The organism is uncultured Sunxiuqinia sp., from assembly GCF_947495665.1.
In the GTDB taxonomy this organism is placed as follows: domain Bacteria; phylum Bacteroidota; class Bacteroidia; order Bacteroidales; family Prolixibacteraceae; genus Sunxiuqinia; species Sunxiuqinia rutila.
The window spans coordinates 289574-306627 of record NZ_CANLZV010000001.1 but is presented as its reverse complement, the minus strand read 5'-3'; the positions used below and the strand labels follow the sequence as shown (position 1 = coordinate 306627).

The 17054-nt window shown below is 46.4% G+C and carries 13 protein-coding genes; 8 read left to right on the top strand and 5 right to left on the bottom strand.

Going from position 1 to position 17054, the window contains the following annotated elements:
- Positions 1 to 4 precede the first annotated feature (4 nt).
- Positions 5 to 1222, top strand: a complete 1218-nt coding sequence (locus Q1A18_RS01320) for a hypothetical protein (RefSeq protein ID WP_299576531.1) — start codon at positions 5 to 7, stop codon at positions 1220 to 1222.
- 74 nt (positions 1223 to 1296) lie between these two features.
- Positions 1297 to 2871, top strand: coding sequence for a PepSY-associated TM helix domain-containing protein (locus Q1A18_RS01315; RefSeq protein WP_363322862.1), 1575 nt, complete (start codon positions 1297 to 1299; stop codon positions 2869 to 2871).
- Here the strand turns inward: Q1A18_RS01315 and Q1A18_RS01310 are convergent.
- Positions 2868 to 3620 carry a class I SAM-dependent methyltransferase gene (locus Q1A18_RS01310; RefSeq protein ID WP_299576527.1) on the bottom strand — a complete coding sequence of 251 codons (753 nt, stop codon included), beginning with the start codon at positions 3618 to 3620 and terminating at the stop codon, positions 2868 to 2870. The genes Q1A18_RS01315 and Q1A18_RS01310 overlap by 4 nt on opposite strands.
- Positions 3621 to 3814: 194 nt before the next feature.
- Complete coding sequence (locus Q1A18_RS01305; RefSeq protein ID WP_299576525.1) at positions 3815 to 4291, bottom strand: low molecular weight protein-tyrosine-phosphatase; 477 nt, start codon at positions 4289 to 4291, stop codon at positions 3815 to 3817.
- Between the two features lie 219 nt (positions 4292 to 4510).
- Between Q1A18_RS01305 and Q1A18_RS01300 the strand changes: the two genes are divergently transcribed.
- The 3 genes from Q1A18_RS01300 to Q1A18_RS01290 all read left to right on the top strand — a co-directional run bounded on the left by Q1A18_RS01300 (position 4511) and on the right by Q1A18_RS01290 (position 10206).
- Positions 4511 to 5914: an MATE family efflux transporter gene (locus Q1A18_RS01300; protein ID WP_299576523.1), complete on the top strand. Its 1404-nt coding sequence runs from the start codon at positions 4511 to 4513 to the stop codon at positions 5912 to 5914.
- Between the two features lie 249 nt (positions 5915 to 6163).
- Positions 6164 to 8491 (top strand): sodium-translocating pyrophosphatase, encoded by a 2328-nt coding sequence (locus Q1A18_RS01295; RefSeq protein WP_299576521.1) that lies wholly within the window; start codon positions 6164 to 6166, stop codon positions 8489 to 8491.
- Between the two features lie 191 nt (positions 8492 to 8682).
- Positions 8683 to 10206, top strand: a complete 1524-nt coding sequence (locus Q1A18_RS01290) for a DUF5050 domain-containing protein (protein ID WP_299576519.1) — start codon at positions 8683 to 8685, stop codon at positions 10204 to 10206.
- A 75-nt stretch (positions 10207 to 10281) separates the two neighbouring features.
- Here Q1A18_RS01290 and Q1A18_RS01285 read toward each other — a convergent pair whose 3' ends face one another.
- The 3 genes from Q1A18_RS01285 to Q1A18_RS01275 all read right to left on the bottom strand — a co-directional run bounded on the left by Q1A18_RS01285 (position 10282) and on the right by Q1A18_RS01275 (position 13193).
- Positions 10282 to 10662: an SRPBCC domain-containing protein gene (locus tag Q1A18_RS01285; protein WP_299576517.1), complete on the bottom strand. Its 381-nt coding sequence runs from the start codon at positions 10660 to 10662 to the stop codon at positions 10282 to 10284.
- 3 nt (positions 10663 to 10665) lie between these two features.
- Positions 10666 to 12642: a DUF3078 domain-containing protein gene (locus Q1A18_RS01280; protein WP_299576515.1), complete on the bottom strand. Its 1977-nt coding sequence runs from the start codon at positions 12640 to 12642 to the stop codon at positions 10666 to 10668.
- An 86-nt stretch (positions 12643 to 12728) separates the two neighbouring features.
- A complete protein-coding gene (locus Q1A18_RS01275; RefSeq protein ID WP_299576513.1) occupies positions 12729 to 13193 on the bottom strand; it encodes a CYTH domain-containing protein in 465 nt (154 codons plus the stop codon).
- 353 nt (positions 13194 to 13546) lie between these two features.
- Here Q1A18_RS01275 and Q1A18_RS01270 point away from each other — a divergent pair, with 353 nt between their 5' ends.
- The 3 genes from Q1A18_RS01270 to Q1A18_RS01260 are packed head-to-tail and all read left to right on the top strand — an operon-like array spanning position 13547 to position 17013.
- Positions 13547 to 14011 carry an NAD(P)H-dependent oxidoreductase subunit E gene (locus tag Q1A18_RS01270; protein WP_299576511.1) on the top strand — a complete coding sequence of 155 codons (465 nt, stop codon included), beginning with the start codon at positions 13547 to 13549 and terminating at the stop codon, positions 14009 to 14011.
- Between the two features lie 5 nt (positions 14012 to 14016).
- Positions 14017 to 15204 (top strand): NADH-ubiquinone oxidoreductase-F iron-sulfur binding region domain-containing protein, encoded by a 1188-nt coding sequence (locus tag Q1A18_RS01265; protein ID WP_299576509.1) that lies wholly within the window; start codon positions 14017 to 14019, stop codon positions 15202 to 15204.
- 18 nt (positions 15205 to 15222) lie between these two features.
- Positions 15223 to 17013, top strand: a complete 1791-nt coding sequence (locus Q1A18_RS01260) for an NADH-dependent [FeFe] hydrogenase, group A6 (RefSeq protein WP_299576507.1) — start codon at positions 15223 to 15225, stop codon at positions 17011 to 17013.
- Positions 17014 to 17054 lie beyond the last annotated feature (41 nt).

The following is a 17054-nucleotide window of genomic DNA, read 5'->3' as shown; positions in this document are numbered from 1 at the left end:
AAAAATGAAAAAATATTGGACCAGCTGGCTTCTGCTTGGCTTCATTGGCTTGTCAACACCTGCATTTGCCCAATTTTCGTTAAGTGGTGAATTTCGCCCTCGAACCGAGCTGAGTCACGGCTACAAAAGCCTGGCCAACAGCGACCAGGATGCTTCCCTCTTTACTGCCCAGCGTACCCGTCTGAATGCACGCTACCAATCAGATAAGCTGGTAACCTCGCTGGTTTTACAGGATGTACGCACCTGGGGTAGCCAGGCCCAACTGGTGGGCAATGAAGATTATGCCACATCGGTTCATCAGGCCTGGGCTGAAGTCTTTTTCACCCCGGAATTCTCCATGAAAGCCGGACGCCAGGAGCTGATTTATGACGATCACCGGATTTTTGGAAACGTGGGCTGGGCACACCAGGCCCGCTCACACGACCTAGTCATCTTCAAATACGAAAGTGACATCCGTCTGCATCTAGGGCTGGCACATCAGGAAAACTCGAACCCGGCCAACAACCTTTTCGACGGAAATGATGCCTACAAAGACCTTCAGTTTGTGTGGTTCAACAAAAAATGGAACGAAGCCAGCCTCAGCCTGCTTTGCCTGAACAATGGCATTCCTGAAAACACCGAGGACGGACAAGAAGTGAACTACAGCCAAACCCTGGGAGGGCACGCCACTTACCAACTTGGCAACTTCAACCTGGCAGCCAATGCTTACCTGCAAACGGGTAAAACGGGCACAGGGGACGATCTTAGCGCTTACAACCTGCTTTTTGAAGCTACCTGTCCGCGCGGCATTACCTGGGGTTACGAGCGACTGTCGGGCACTGCTTACGATGATACCAAAAACAAGTCGTTCACTCCCCTTTACGGGACCAATCACAAGTTTAATGGTTTTATGGATTATTTCTACGTGGGCAACCATGCCAACAGTGTCGGGTTCAACGACGTGTACGCCAAGTACAATTATGCCAAGGATAAGCTAAGCCTGAACGCGCACCTGCACTACTTTTCGGCGGCAGCCAAAATTTCTGCAGATGCCTCCAACTACCTGGGCACTGAACTTGATTTGGGCGCAGGGTGGAAAATCAGTCCGGAAGCACAAATCAGTGGCGGACTGTCGTGGCTATTTGCCGGAAAAAGCATGGAGCTGATCAAAGGTGGCGATCATTCCACCTCAAACTACTGGGGCTGGCTAATGCTGAGTGTCACGCCCAATTTTATCAAGTAAGCCGAAGGGTTAAAAAAAGATGCTGCCCAACTGGTTTGTAACATTCGTTACAGAACGGCTGGGCAGTATTTTTTATCTTCACCACTAATAAAAAAACAAACACCCCAACTCCTCCAAAACGGCCTTTTATGAAACACAAAAACAAGTCACTCAAACTGTTCCGAAAGCTCCACAAATGGCCGGGGATCATTATAGCACTTCTGGCCATTTTATTCGCTTCATCCGGCATTGTCATGAATCACCGCCCCCTGTTCTCTTCGGTAGATGTTAAACGCAGTTGGCTGCCGGAAAGCTACCACTACCAAAACTGGAACCAGGCTGCCGTGCGAGGTGGCTTGCCGCTTGATTCAAGCCGTTTTCTGATCTTTGGGAATGTGGGCATCTGGCTGCAGGAAGACACCATCTTCAGCAGTTTTAACCAAGGTTTTCCCCGAGGAATTGACCAGCGAAAAACCTATCAAGTGGTTTCGTTTCAGAATCAACAGCTCTTTGCAGCCACCCATTTTGGCCTTTATCAGCGTAGCCTCAAAGAGGAGCATTGGCAAAAAATTCCGCTCCCCATCCAGGAAGAACGGCTCACCGATGTATTTATCAAAGATGACAGTCTGATGGTTTTAAGCCGACACCACCTGCTCAAGTCGGCTAATGGACAGGCGTTTGAAGTTGTTCAACTGCCAAAGCCCGAAGGCTACAAACGGGAAACGGGGCTGTTCAAAACGCTCTGGAACCTGCACAGCGGTGAACTTTTTGGTTTTGGAGGCAAACTTTTCGTGGACCTATTGGGCATAGTTACCATCCTGCTGGCCATTAGCGGACTGCTCCACTTTTTCTTTCCCAAACTGGCCAAACGACGCCGTGCCAAACAAAAAGACAACACCCGGCTAACAGCTGCCCGGCGGCTAAACCTGCGCTGGCACAATGTAGCAGGATATCTGTTTATCTTCTTTTTGCTGTTAAACACCACAGCCGGCATGTTTTTGCGACCTCCGCTTTTAATCCCTATTGCCAGCACCAAAGTTGGGCTTATTCCGGGCACCCACCTGGACAACCCCAACCCTTGGTTCGATAAACTACGCCGGGCACAATGGAACGAATCATTAAAAAGCTATGTGCTTTCTACTTCAGACGGGTTTTACCTGGCTGATGAAAGCCTGCAACAACCGTTACAAAAAGCTCCGGTGCAACCACCGGTTAGTGTCATGGGCTGCAATGTTCTTGAACCCATCAGCGCTACTCAATACCTGGTAGGTTCATTCAGCGGGCTCTTTATCTGGGATTTAAAAAATCAGCTGGTATTGGACGCCTTCAGCCTCAAGCAGCCGCGGGCAAGTACGGGACGCCCCATTTCAAACCATATGGTTGCCGGGTATTTTGAACGAAATGCTCAGGAACATTATTGGTTTGACTACAATCGTGGCATGCAAAGTTTTGAAGGGCACCAACCACCGACCATGCCTGACCAAGTCCTTGAACAAACGCCCATGTCGCTTTGGAATACCGCCTTGGAAATTCATACCGGACGAATTTTTGAACACCTGCTTGGGCCCTTCTACATTCTCTACGTCCCGCTATCGGGTCTGTGCCTGCTCATGGTTCTGCTAAGTGGTTTCCTGATTTGGTGGAAAGCCTACCGAAAAACGAATCGCTAAGAAGCCGATCGTTCAGCAGAAACAACCAATGGCAGATGATTTCCTCCGTAAGGCTTTTTACTGAAATCAGCGTAGTACTTCATTCGCTCAAAGCCATTGTATTCAAGCAGTGTATGCAGGTCGTGCTTGCGCAAGGGCAACAAGCGCGAGGCATGAAACAGCGATTCGCGGCTACTTTTGATAACCAGTTCCGTATTGAAAATGATCTTTTCGCCGGCCGTTTCCGGAAGATCATATTTACGGATGAAGCTGATCTTTGGCCCGTCAATCAAAGGAAGTTCATCAACCTCATGTTCGAGAATATAATCGTAATTGAGGATTTGAATCATTAATTTAGCGCCCGGTTTCAACACTTTAGCCATTCCTTTCAAAAATTGGCTGACTTCCTCAATGGAGTCCAGATGAACAAGGGTATTCCCAAAACACAAGGCTGCATCCAGGGTCGATTCTTCAGCAAACGAATCCACTTCCAACATGTTTGCCGTTTTGAAATCCAGCGTCGGAAAATGGTTTTCCTTTTGTGCAATGGCGATCATTTCTTCATTCAAATCAATAGCGGTAACCTGCGCACCAAAAGTTGCCAGGCGATTGGCCAATTGCCCGGTCGAACAGCCAATATCCAGAATCTTCTTTCCATCAAGCTTATTTAGCCCAGCTTGCACAAAATCAACCTGTTTTTCGTTTATGGGAAATATCTGGTTGTAATAGTTAGCGATAGAAGAGTAAAAAATTCCTTGGTCAATTTTCATAATATATGTGGTTTATTTTGATCGTTTATGAATTAGAAACTGCCAGCCCAACATCATTTTGGCATACACTTCACAGAACAAGTGATTTGAACAAAAGTTTCATTTCAAAGCAACATCTGAGACAATCCGGTGAGGATCAACACAAAACGCTTCAACATATCAGCATCGCGAAAAACAACAGGCTAAAACAAAGCTCATTTCTGAAGTTCGTTTAGCAACCCCCGACAAGTATCTTCCAAAATGTCAAGCACCAGCTCAAAGCCGTCAGCACCTCCGTAATAAGGATCGGGAACAGAATGATGGCCATTAAGCGTCGCAAAATCAGTCATCTTATGAATTTTTCGAAGATCATCGAGGTTACGTGCCATTTTTTTCAAGTCCCACACATTGTTGTCATCCATCCCGATGATATAATCAAAGGCATCGAAATCCGCTTTCGGATTGACCGGTCTTGAAATTGAAGTCAGGCGGTATCCTCTCCGAATGGCATGTCCTTGCATCCGTTTGTCGGCAGGCTCTCCCTCATGATAAGCCGTGGTTCCTGCCGAATCGCATTCAATCTCCTGCTCCAGGCCATTTTCTTCCAGAAGGTAATTAAAAACAGCCTCCGCACTGGGCGACCGGCAGATATTTCCTAAACAAACAAAAAGTACCCTCTTCTTCTTCTCCATACAACCAATTTTTAGAGTAACATCGTCCGGTTTGTTAGCCACAAAGCGCAGGAACGATGCATGTGCTTGACTAATTTATTTTAACAAAAAAAACAAAAGCAGTCATCAAAAACAAACGGCCTAAGCCTTTTCGCTAAACCGTTAAACCAATTGCCACGCTTTAAGAAAACAAAGAGCTGAAAAACAATAAGATTAACGACTTTCCCAAATTTAGACATTTTGATTTCAAAATTAAAATCCAGAGATTTGCATTCTGTTTTTGAGCCCATGAGAGATTTTACTGTTGGCAGCGAAGCCAAAATTATCCTGAATTTTTCAGTTCCCCTGGTTATTGGAAATTTATTTCAAAACCTCTACAACATCATCGATAGTATTATTGTGGGGAACTATCTGGGCAAAGAAGCACTTGGAGCGGTTGGCGCTTCATTCCCAATAATATTCACCTTAATTTCATTGGTCATTGGTGTGGGCTCAGGCGCATCTACAGTGGTTTCGCAATACTTTGGCGCCAAACAGATGGACCAGGTACGTAAAACCATTGATACCATATTCATCTTCTTTTTGGCGTCTTCACTCGTTGTTTCAAGCCTTGGCATTTATTTCAGCGAGGCCATTTTCAAATTGCTGCAACTACCCGCCAGCTTGATGCCCGAAGCTGTAACCTACATGAGTATTTACCTGCTGGGTATGTTTTTCTTTTTCGGGTTTAATGGAATTACCTCCATTCTCCGGGGCATGGGCGATTCAAAAACTCCCCTCAACTTCATGATCCTTTCCACTTTTCTGAATATTGCGCTGGATCTTCTGTTTGTTATCGTTTTCAAATGGGGAATTGCGGGGGGCGCTTTCGCAACAGTTATTGCCCAGGCCATGGCCTTTTTTTCTGCCACCTGGTACCTGAACAAAAAGCATCCGGTAATAAAATTGAGGTTTCGCAAATATCTTTTCGATCGCGATATTTTTAAAAGCTGTGTACGCATTGGACTTCCAACGGGCTTTCAACAATCTTTTGTCGCTTTTGGAATGATGGCCATCATGGGCATTGTGAATGGCTTTGGCGTGAACGCGGTAGCTGCCTATTCCGCAGCCATTCGTATTGACTCTTTTGCCAAGATGCCTGCCATTACATTTTCTTCGGCATTGTCGAGTTTCACGGGGCAAAACCTGGGCGCCTTCCGCGAAGACCGGGCTAAAAAGGGCTTGAAAATAACGCTGGTCTTTTCGCTGATCTATTCCATATTCATTTCGCTGGTCATTATCTTTTCAGGCCAGTACCTCATCCAGCTTTTCACAGCCGACGAAGGCGTTATTGCCATTGGACAGGACTACCTGGTCATTATCTCATCATTTTACCTTTTACTGGCGGTGATGTTCACCTTTACCGGTTTTTTACGCGGAGCAGGCGCAACCTTTATTCCCATGCTAACCACGCTCACCTCCTTGTATGTGTTCCGGATTCCCCTGGCCTATTTCCTCTCCGAGCACCTGGGGGTCAATGGCATTTGGTGGGCCGAACCAGCCGGATGGACAGCAGGGACCGTCATTCTGATCATTTATTACCTGAGTGGCAAATGGCGCGGCAAAGCCGTGGTGCAAAAGCCACATGACGATGATCCAGTCTAAAGCCACCGCACGACACAATCAAATTAACAGCATTTTCCTTAGAATGCTTTCAAATTACAGGCAATCAACCTCCACTCCTTTAAATTTCAATTTATCAGCTTATCTTTAATCATACGAAAAAGAACAGACAGCCTGTCCTAAAACATTTATTGAAATCCTTTAGGAACATCAATATTTATTACTTTCAAAGCTGTCATTTGTATACTAACGCATACTAACCGCAACACCGTTGCAATAAATTGATAACTTATGAGTAATATTTTCTTTATTGTTCCACTTGCATCCATACTTGCCTTGGTCTTTGCCTGGATATTTTTCAAGTCAATGATGAAAAACTCGGAAGGTACCGACCGTATGAAAGAAATCGCACAGTATGTGCGAGAGGGTGCAATGGCCTATTTAAAAAGACAGTACAAAGTAGTGGCTATTGTTTTTGGTATTCTGTTTATTCTGCTTACTATCATGGCCTACTTTAACGTTCAAAACCCCTTTGTTCCAGTGGCCTTTTTAACTGGTGGTTTTTTCTCCGGTTTATGTGGTTTCCTGGGAATGAAAACAGCGACTTTTGCATCCGCACGTACCGCTCATGGGGCTTCACAATCACTCAACAAAGGGCTTCAGGTAGCTTTCCGCAGTGGCGCCGTTATGGGGCTGGTGGTTGTTGGCTTTGCCCTGCTCGACATTGCGGCCTGGTTTCTGATCTTAAATGAATGGGTTTACACTCCCGAACACATGAGTAACGGGCTCCATTTTCTGGGGCTGAACTTTGTTCATGCTCACCCGGAATACGTGGTGAACGGCGTTTTAACCGAAGCCGGAACACGCACCAAACTGATTGAAATTACCGTTACCATGCTTACCTTCGGAATGGGAGCTTCCACACAAGCCCTTTTTGCCCGTGTGGGTGGTGGAATTTACACCAAAGCAGCCGATGTTGGCGCTGACTTGGTTGGTAAAGTTGAGGCAGGAATTCCGGAGGATGACCCACGTAACCCAGCTACCATTGCCGACAATGTGGGTGACAATGTAGGCGATGTTGCCGGTATGGGAGCCGACCTTTATGAGTCGTATGCCGGATCGATTCTGGCAACAGCTGCCTTGGGAGCTTCACTCCCGGCCTTGGTTCTGCGCGATGCCGGGCTTGATCCTTTTCAGGCTGTGCTGGCTCCAATGATTGTTGCTGCCATCGGAATTATTCTCTCCATTCTCGGCATTTACATGGTACGCACCAAAGAATCGGCCACCCAAAAGAACCTGTTGAATGCCCTGCTCCTGGGAACAGGTGGCAGCTCGGTACTGATTCTTCTGGCGATGGTTGGGCTTACCATGCTTGGTTGGGTCACCTGGGGAGTTTTCTGGGCCGTGGTCATTGGTCTGGCTGCCGGTGTCATTATTGGACAAGCTACGGAGTATTTCACATCGGACGAATACGGACCAACCAAAGGAATTGCCAAACAAGCACAACAAGGTCCAGCCACTACCATTATTGACGGCCTGGCCGTGGGCATGTATTCAACCTGGATTCCGGTGGTTACCATCGTGCTTGGTATCATGGGTGCCTTTTGGGCTGCCGGCGGTGCCAGCCACTTTGCCATGGGTGTTTACGGAATCGGCTTTGCTGCCGTAGGAATGCTTTCAACCCTGGGGATTACCCTGGCAACCGATGCCTTTGGCCCAATTGCTGACAATGCGGGTGGAAACGCTGAAATGGCCGAACTCGACCCTCAGGTTCGCGAACGGACCGATGCGCTCGATATGCTGGGTAATACCACAGCAGCAACCGGAAAAGGTTTTGCCATTGGCTCCGCAGCGCTTACTGCCATGGCTTTGATATCGGCCTACATGGAAGAAGTACGTTTGTGGTTTGATAAAATAGCCAAAGCCGGTGAAGGATTTGTCACCAAAGGACAATATGTTTTTTACAATGATGTAGCTCCTGCCGTAGAAGAAGGTGTTCAAGCCATTAAAATTTCCAGCGCTACAGTTAAAGACTTCTCTTCGGCTTACGACATTACCCTGTTCAATCCCTTGTTTCTAGGTGGCTTATTCCTTGGTTCCATGATGGCTTTTGTTTTCAGTGCCATGACCATGAAAGCCGTAGGACGTGCTGCTGGCGCGATGGTAGAAGAAGTCAGACGTCAGTTCCGCGAGATCAAAGGAATTCTGGAAGGAAAAGCGACTCCGGAATACGCCAAGTGTGTTGAAATTTCCACCATTGGCGCTCAAAAAGAAATGCTGCTTCCCTCTCTGGTTGCCATCATCGTTCCTGTGGTTGTTGGTGCAACAATGGGTGTGGCCGGTGTTATTGGCCTGCTGGCTGGTGGATTAACCTCCGGATTTACGCTGGCCGTTTTCATGAATAATGCCGGTGGCGCATGGGACAATGCCAAGAAATTCATTGAAAAAGGAAATTACGGAGGAAAAGGAAGCGAAGCCCATAAAGCCGGCGTCGTTGGCGACACTGTTGGCGATCCGTTTAAGGATACTTCCGGTCCCTCTCTGAATATCCTGATCAAACTGATGACCATGGTTTCAGTTGTCATGGCCGGATTAACCGTTACGCTTAGTTTATTGTAATTGAAGTCAAACATTACCTGATAGCAAGCCCTGTGAGTCAATCCTCACAGGGCTTTTTCTTCCCCCAACTCGCCAAATAAAATCGTTTCAGCAACCAATTGACGTAAACTAACTGGTAATCAAAAATTCATCTGGAAAAAGGAGAATACTTTTCTATCTTTAAAGAACTAAACCATTCAATCCTAAGCACAATGAAACTTACCTTGATCTTTCTTTTCAGCTTAACGCTAAGCAGCTCTTTGGCGCAAAACGCCATCGGCATTTTCTCTTCTCATCAGGACATTGGGAATCCGCAACTTGCCGGGGATGCCATTTACGACAGTGAGGAGCAAGAATACAGGCTAAGCGGGTCGGGCTATAACATTTGGTTCGAGCGCGATGAATTTCACTTTCTTTACAACAAGCTGGAAGGTGATTTCATTTTAACAGCCAATTTTGACTTTGAGGGAGAAGGCGTTGATCCCCACCGAAAAGTGGGCTGGATGGTGCGTGCTTCCGAGGCAGAAGACGACGTTCATTGCTCAGCCGCTTTACACGGCGATGGCTTAACCGCCATGCAATGGCGCCAACAGCAGGGAGCATCGATGCAAAACACAGCAAGCGAACTTCATGCCCCCAAACCCCACTACCAAATTCTGCAACTGGAGCGTAAAGGAAAAACCTTGATTTTTCGGGCAGCCCATCCGGGAGAACCACTTCAGCACATTGGCAGCCAATCCCTGGAAAATTTGCCCGATAAGGTTTTGGGCGGCCTGTTCATCTGCTCGCACCAGCCGGAGGTGATTGAGAAAGCCCGGATATGGAATGTCCGTATAGACCATCCGGTGGACAATAATTACAATCCGGGAGAAGCTGGCTGGCTTGGCTGCCGGCTTGAAACGCTGGATGTTTTCAGCGGCAAACGCAAAATCGTTTATGAATCCGGTGATCGCTTTGAAGCCCCCAACTGGATGCCCGACGGCCAAAAGCTACTTTTCAATAGCAAAGGCTTACTCTATACCATTCCGGTGAAAGGAGGAACCCCTCAACAACTGAACACCGGCTTTGCTAACCGCAACAACAATGATCATGGGATTTCGTTTGACGGAAAACTATTGGCCATCAGCCACCACCGCGAAGGAATGCCCGGAGGTGGATCCACTGTTTATGTATTGCCTCTTGAAGGTGGAGCCCCGCAATTGATTACTGAAGAAACGCCCTCCTACTGGCATGGCTGGGCCCCAAACAATGAAGAAGTTGTGTATGTTGCTCAGCGCAACGGAAGCAGCACCTACAACATCTACAAAAACTCCATCAGCGGAGGGCAGGAAGTTGCGCTTACCGACAATAAACCAGGCGAGCATGTGGATGGCTGCGAGTACTCACCCGATGGGAAATACATCTATTACAACGGCAGTCAATCGGGCACCATGCAAATTTGGCGAATGAAACCGGATGGCAGCGATAAAGAACAAATTACCTTTGATGAATACAACGATTGGTTCCCTCATATTTCACCGGATGGAAAATGGATCGCATTCATCTCCTTTCCGCCCGACATTGAATTTAATTCGCACCCTTCGTACAAACGGGTAATGCTCCGCTTGATGCCCACCTCGGGAGGCGCTCCACGGGTGATAGCCTATCTGTATGGCGGACAGGGAACCATTAATGTGCCATCGTGGTCGCCCGACAGCAAACACCTCTCGTTTGTAAGCAATTCGGGAAAACAATGATTCTCCGGACATAAAAAAGGCAGGTTGTTTCACTATTGAAACAACCTGCCTTTTTAGTCCAGCCTTCTGAAACGACTACTCTTCAAAAAGCTGATTCAAGGCATCAAAGTAATCCTCTTTCCAGCCTTCCACAATATTGTCGTAAGCATCATCCGGAATGTTGGTGTGCACAACCTCCATGCTTGTTCCTTCTCCGTCTTTATGCAGTTTGATGGTGACAATGGAAGGTTCATCTTGTTCTCCAAAATACCACTCCTGTACCAACTTGTGGTCTTTGACAAACTCCAGATTTTTGCCGCAGATACTGCCATCCCAAAGCGAAAACTCAGTTCCTGCTTTTTCTTCCATGACCACATCTTCACCAGTCCAGATTTCAAGCATGATCGGATTCGTCAATGCATTGTATACATCAGCCGGATCAGCTGTCAATCGAAAGTATTTTTTATAATTCTTCATTCGTTAATTTACTTTTTCTCTGCGGAAAATCCGCTTATTCAATTTATAGGTAAACCCGATCGTAACAAACTCTTTTATCTGCCACCTTGGCTCTAAAATCGGATTGCCGGAAGCATCTTCTCCTACATTAAACTTGACATTATCGTCAAAGATAAAATGAATCTGCATCCGAAGGTTCATAAAGTCATTCAATTTCATGAGCAAGTTGTTTTCCCAATCCACATCGAAATTGGAAAATGGTGCATTGTAATTGATGAACATTTTATACTTCATCTGGTAAGTAATGTCAGGAGCAATATCCGCCTTGAAGAATACATCAGCGTTCAAACCAGGCTCCCAATAGCGCCTTTTGCCTTCTTCAATGCCGTACTTCGTTTCATCAATATTGGCCGTATCGCGCACATAAACCGTTTTAGAGGTGAAAGGCGAAAGGAACAAGGAGAAATTGTTGTTGGGCTTATAATCCAAACCAACCTTAATCAAGGTTTTTGCAGGGGATAAGAAGCCCGATATTTTATTGTCCCGGTCCGGGTACTTATACCCGTTGAAAAGCTGAGTCTGGAAATCGAGCTCCGAACTGTAGTACCATTTTTTGAAGGCACTTAAACCGAATCGTGAGGTGAACTCAAACTTATCATCATTCTTCTGGATTTTATCTTCGGAAGGTTTCAGCCACCCGTTACGAATCTCGATGGAGTTAGCCCACTTCACCTTGCCTCGCGAATAGTTGGCGTAACCTTTTAAAATCATCAAACTGGACAAGGAACCCGCTCCTTTTTTCCAGTATTTGTTGACCGCAGTTTGCGTAAAACCAATGGTTCCATCGCCTCCCAGCACCCAAGGGGTGGTAATCTGATAGCGCTTATCGATTTTTCGCAGGTTGCTTTCCGGCTCAAACTGGTCAAAATTAAAGTCTTTGGTTTGCTGGGCGGAAAACCGTTTCAAGGTAACCGCATCATCAATAAAAATCTGCATCGAGTGCTTGCTGGTGTTATGAATCCGAATGCCCAGCGAGTCTTTCTGCTCATTCTTCAAAAACATCCGAGCGTATCGCGATCCATCATTGCGCAAAACCACGTGAGTTGAGTCTCCCTCGCTGTTTTTCACCCACACATCAATCGGCGCATTCTCGGCATAATGAACAAGCACATCAATCATATGCCCAATGGAATCGTTCACCGTCTGCATCACTTGGTTGTTGTACTGCTCCAACACCCGGTAATTATGAATTTGAATTGAATCAACCAACTGCGCTTTAGCCCGCTGAGTATATTCCTCAACGTACTGATTGCGATAGGCCGTGGAAATTGAGTCAACGTAATGCTGCAAGGCCCTGCTGTTGTATTGTATCCGGGCAGTTTCCAGCAAACTGTTTTTAGCGCTGTCCAGGCGTTGCAAACGTTTAAAATCAGCCGGACTGCTTATCAACGAATCCGGAATCACATCATAGCCTTTCAAGCTATCCGGAATGACCACGAGCGAATCCCGCAGCAAAACCTGAACATCTCCAGGTTCGAGCAGCTTCACTTTTTCATTCATGTTCACCATCAACTCCTCCGGAACAGCAATTTGATCTTTTACAATGGTGCTTTCGATGGAACGCTCCAGCCGTTGCAACTTCTCGTTCAGTTCCGGCTGCGCCACATAACCCTCCACATTCAAACTGTCTGAAACCTGCGCTGGCGATCGATAGAAAAAGGCCCCTTCGTGCCACTCCCGGTAAGTTTGTATCCGGTTTAAAATTGTGTCTATTTTCTCATCTTCCGCAAAATGAACCAAGCCCTTCAAGCTTCTAAAAAGTTCTTCATTCCGCGGATGCCAGTTATTTTGTTTTTCCAGAAAATAATTGAGGTATTCAACGCTAAGTTCAACAGAATCGACTTGCGAATTATTTGCTTTTCTAGGCCAATTATTGGCGCTAACATTTAAACAACCAATTATCAGGAAAAAAATAACTGGAAGTAATAATCTGCTCTTCATGAATAAAAAGGTTTATTTGGCTTTACAATCAAACGAAACTTGATACAAAATCTTGTGCTGGGCCATCAAAAACTGAGCCAGAATAACTATTTCCACTTAGTATAGGGGTGCTGGGCCAGGTACGAATTGTGGTACTGAACTTGTCCGGTCACTTCTTCCCGGATCCATTCCGGCAAGCTAATCTCTTCATCTTCACTTGAAAGCTCAATCTCAGCCAGTACTAATCCTCCGTTAATCCCTTCAAAAAAATCCACTTCCCATGTACGACCATCAACAACAATATAATGCCTGACCTTTTCAATTGGGGAATGTACCGCCAATTTGGCCAGTTCGCGAGCATCTTTCACCGGAATCGGGTACTCAAATTCCTTCCGGGCAATTCCAACCATCTTGCCTTTGATAGTCAGGTAGGCCCGATCATCAGCAATACGCACCCGAATGGTTCGCTCCGGATCGGTTTGCAAATAGGCCTGCATCATATTAATCTTCTGACTTGCTTGCGGAAGCAGCTGCTCATTCACCAAAAACTTCCGTTCAATTTCCAGGGCCATAATCATTCAATTTTTAAACAAAAGTAAAAGACCTGACGAGATTAAAAGAATAGAAAACAAAAGATTTGCAAAACCACCTCCACTCTTAATTGAATGTAAACTTATTGCCTATTTAGAATCGTTCTAATCGCAAACGTAAAATTATGCTGAAAAACACCTTTTGCACCAAACATCCTGATAAAAGTCTTCTGATTATCTTATTCAGCTTCCGTAAATTTATACTGAATTGAACAAATGATCTCTCTAACGTAAGCTTTTTTCATTTGATCAACCCAAGACCCGGCCTTCAATCAGGCGTTCTGAAACAACAAGTTACCATCAGCCAAAACAAATCACTTCTAATTTTACACGGTATGACTCCAATACACGATTTAATAAAAAAACTAGCCAATGAACATGGCCGAAACCGCCGCAACCTGCTCCCTATTCTTCAGGGCGTTGTTGAGCAGGAAAAGTATCTGTCCGAGCATTCCATGATTGAAATTGCCCGGGAGCTCAATCTTTCTGCCGCCGACGTTTATGGCACAGCTACCTTTTACTCTTTCCTGGAACACCAAAAAATGGGCACCTACATTATTCGGGTTTGCAAAACCATTACCTGCTCCATGAAAGGGAAAAACCAGATTCTGCTTACCATTCAGGACATGCTTAAAGTTGGCCTGGGTGAAACGACCTCCGATGGGAAGTTCTCTTTATTGCAAACCAACTGCCTGGGATGGTGCCACAAAGCACCGGCCATGCTGATCAATAACGAAGTTTATACGGAGCTAACGCCTGAGTCGGTAAGAGAGATTTTAAGTCAATACCTCAAAAAATAAGAACCATGGTTGCATCATCCTATCAACTTAAACGTGCTGATTTTATCTTCAAAAATGATAACGACTGGGAACGAATTCTGGATAAAACACTTAAGCGACCGCCTCAGGAACTGATTAACGAATTGATGAGTTCGGAGTTAAAAGGTCGTGGCGGGGCCGGTTTTCCAACGGGATTAAAATGGAAGCTGACCGCCGAAGACCCATCGGACGAAAAGTTTGTAATTTGCAATGCTGATGAAGGAGAGCCCGGCACTTTTAAAGACCGGGAGATTCTGTCTAAAGTTCCTTACAAAGTACTGATGGCCATGGCTGTTTGTGGCTACGTCATTGGTTCATCCAAAGGCTATATTTACTTGCGCGGCGAATATAAATTTCTGGTCCCCGAGTTAAACAAGGCCATTCAGGAATTTGAGTACTACTGCAAAGAAGTTGGGCACGACTTTTCAATCCAAATCTTTCTGGGAAGCGGCGCTTACATCTGCGGCGAAGAAACCGCTCTTTTTGAGTCGATGGAAGGCAAGCGAGGCGAACCCCGCAACAAGCCTCCCTACCCGACTTCCAATGGGTACCTTGGAAAAGCAACAGTGGTTAACAATGTGGAAACCCTGGCGCACACCTTTACCATTTTTAAGTATGGAGCAAAAAAGTTTTATGATCTCGGCGTTCAGTATTCCCGGGGCTCCAAACTGTTTTCGGTTTCCGGAGATACTCCCAAGCCCGGCATCTATGAGCTGGAACTGGGAATGAGCCTGCAGGATTTTGTGCATGAATTTGGCGATGGCGACACCAAGGCCGTTCAGGTTGGCGGAGCTTCCGGCTTTTTGGTTCCCCGCAAGCGGTTCGATAAAACAACCATTGGCTACCGCGGAAAACTAACCGGAATATCGCTTCCCACAGGGGGCTCTATGATGCTTTACAACAGTTCCCGTTCGATGTACAATGTGCTGGACAATTACCTGGAATTCTTCCGCGAAGAGAGTTGTGGGCAATGCACTCCTTGCCGGGTTGGCTGCCAACAGTTGCATAGCGGAATAAAAGCTGTTAAGCGTGGTGAAAAACCGGCCCAATACCTCGACAAGCTTCTGAAGCTGACCGAAACAATGCAACTAACGGCCAAGTGCGGACTGGGACAGTCAGTAGCCAACTCATTTAGCTCCATTGTTGAGAATTTCCGGGAAGAAATGATTTACTAATTCCAAAAGAACAGGAAGATGAACACGAAAATAAATGTCACGATCAACGGATTTCAACTTGAAGTAGAAAATGGAAAAACCATTCTCGAAGCCGCCAACGAAGCCGGTATCAACATTCCAACTTTATGCTACCACAAAGATTTATGCATTGCGGGTAATTGCCGGGTTTGTATGGTCGAAGTGTCGGGCCAAAAACGTCTGGCCGCTGCCTGTGCCACCCCCTGCGAAGAAGAAATGGAGATCCAAACAAACAGCCTGAAGGTCCGGAATTCACGCAAACACATCATCGAATTATTACTTTCGGAACACAATGCTGACTGCACCAAATGTTATAAAAACGGCAATTGCGAGCTACAGGAACTAGCTTCCGAATATAAAATTATGACCCAGGATTTTCTGCGCCTGGCCCCCATGAAAAACTATACCATCGACCAGTTCTCGCCATCCATCATTAAAGATGACAGCAAATGCATCCGCTGCCAACGCTGTGTGCGCACCTGCGCCGAACTGCAAGGTGTAAACGCCCTGACCGTTGCCTACAAAGGCGATGAAATGAAAATTGCCACCTTCTTTGAAAAAGCCATGAATGACGTGGTGTGTACCAACTGCGGACAATGCATCAACCACTGTCCTACCGGTGCCCTTGTAGAACGGAACTACATTGAAGAAGTGTGGGATGCCATTGCTGATCCGAACAAACACGTGGTGGTTCAAACAGCTCCAGCCGTGCGTGTAGGCCTGGGCGAAGCCTTGGGCATGGACATAGGAAGCCGTGTAACCGGAAAAATGGTTACGGCCCTGAAACGACTGGGATTTAGCTCGGTTCTGGACACGGATTTTACCGCCGACCTGACCATTATTGAGGAAGGGACCGAACTGCTCAACCGGCTACGGAAAACGCTTCAGGACAAGGACACCAATGTGAGGCTTCCTCTGGCTACGTCATGTTCGCCCGCCTGGATCAAATACATCGAACACCAATACCCGGAGCTGCTGGATAATCTTTCCACCTGCAAGTCTCCCCAACAAATGTTTGGAGCCCTGGCTAAAACGTACTATGCCAAAGCCCGAAAAATTGATCCCGATAAAATCGTTTCAGTGTCAATCATGCCGTGCACGGCTAAAAAGTTTGAAGCCAACCGTCCGGAGATGCACGACAGCGGCTACCGCGATGTTGACTATGTGTTGACGACCCGCGAGCTGGCCATCATGATAAGACAAGCCGGTATCGAATTTCAAAAGCTGCCGGATAATAAGTTCGACCGACTGATGGGCGAATCAACCGGTGCAGGCGTCATCTTTGGTGCAACAGGCGGCGTTATGGAAGCTGCCCTGCGCACGGCTTACGAATTGGTAACCGGACGCGAAGTACCTTTCGACAACCTCAACATCACTCCCGTTCGCGGGGTAGATGGCATACGGGAAGCGTCCATCAAAATTGAAAAACCACTAAAAGAATGGGCTTTTTTAGATGGCGTTGAACTGAAATGTGCCGTAGCTCACGGGCTGGTCAATGCCAAAACCGTAATGGATGCCGTAAAAAATGGAACAAGCAGTTACCATTTTATCGAAATTATGGCTTGTCCCGGAGGCTGCCTGGGAGGTGGAGGTCAACCGATTCCAACAAGCCCGGAGATTCGTCAAAAACGTATGGAAGCCATTTATGCCGAAGACGGAGCTATGCCACTACGCAAATCGCATGAAAACCCGGAAGTGCTGAAAATCTATCAGGACTTTCTGGGTGAGCCGTTGGGGCCAAAGTCACATCATTTGCTACATACCAAGTACATACCACGAGAACGGTTTTGAAGCAAGCAAAAACCACTTCATTTTTCAGAAGTGGTTTTTAT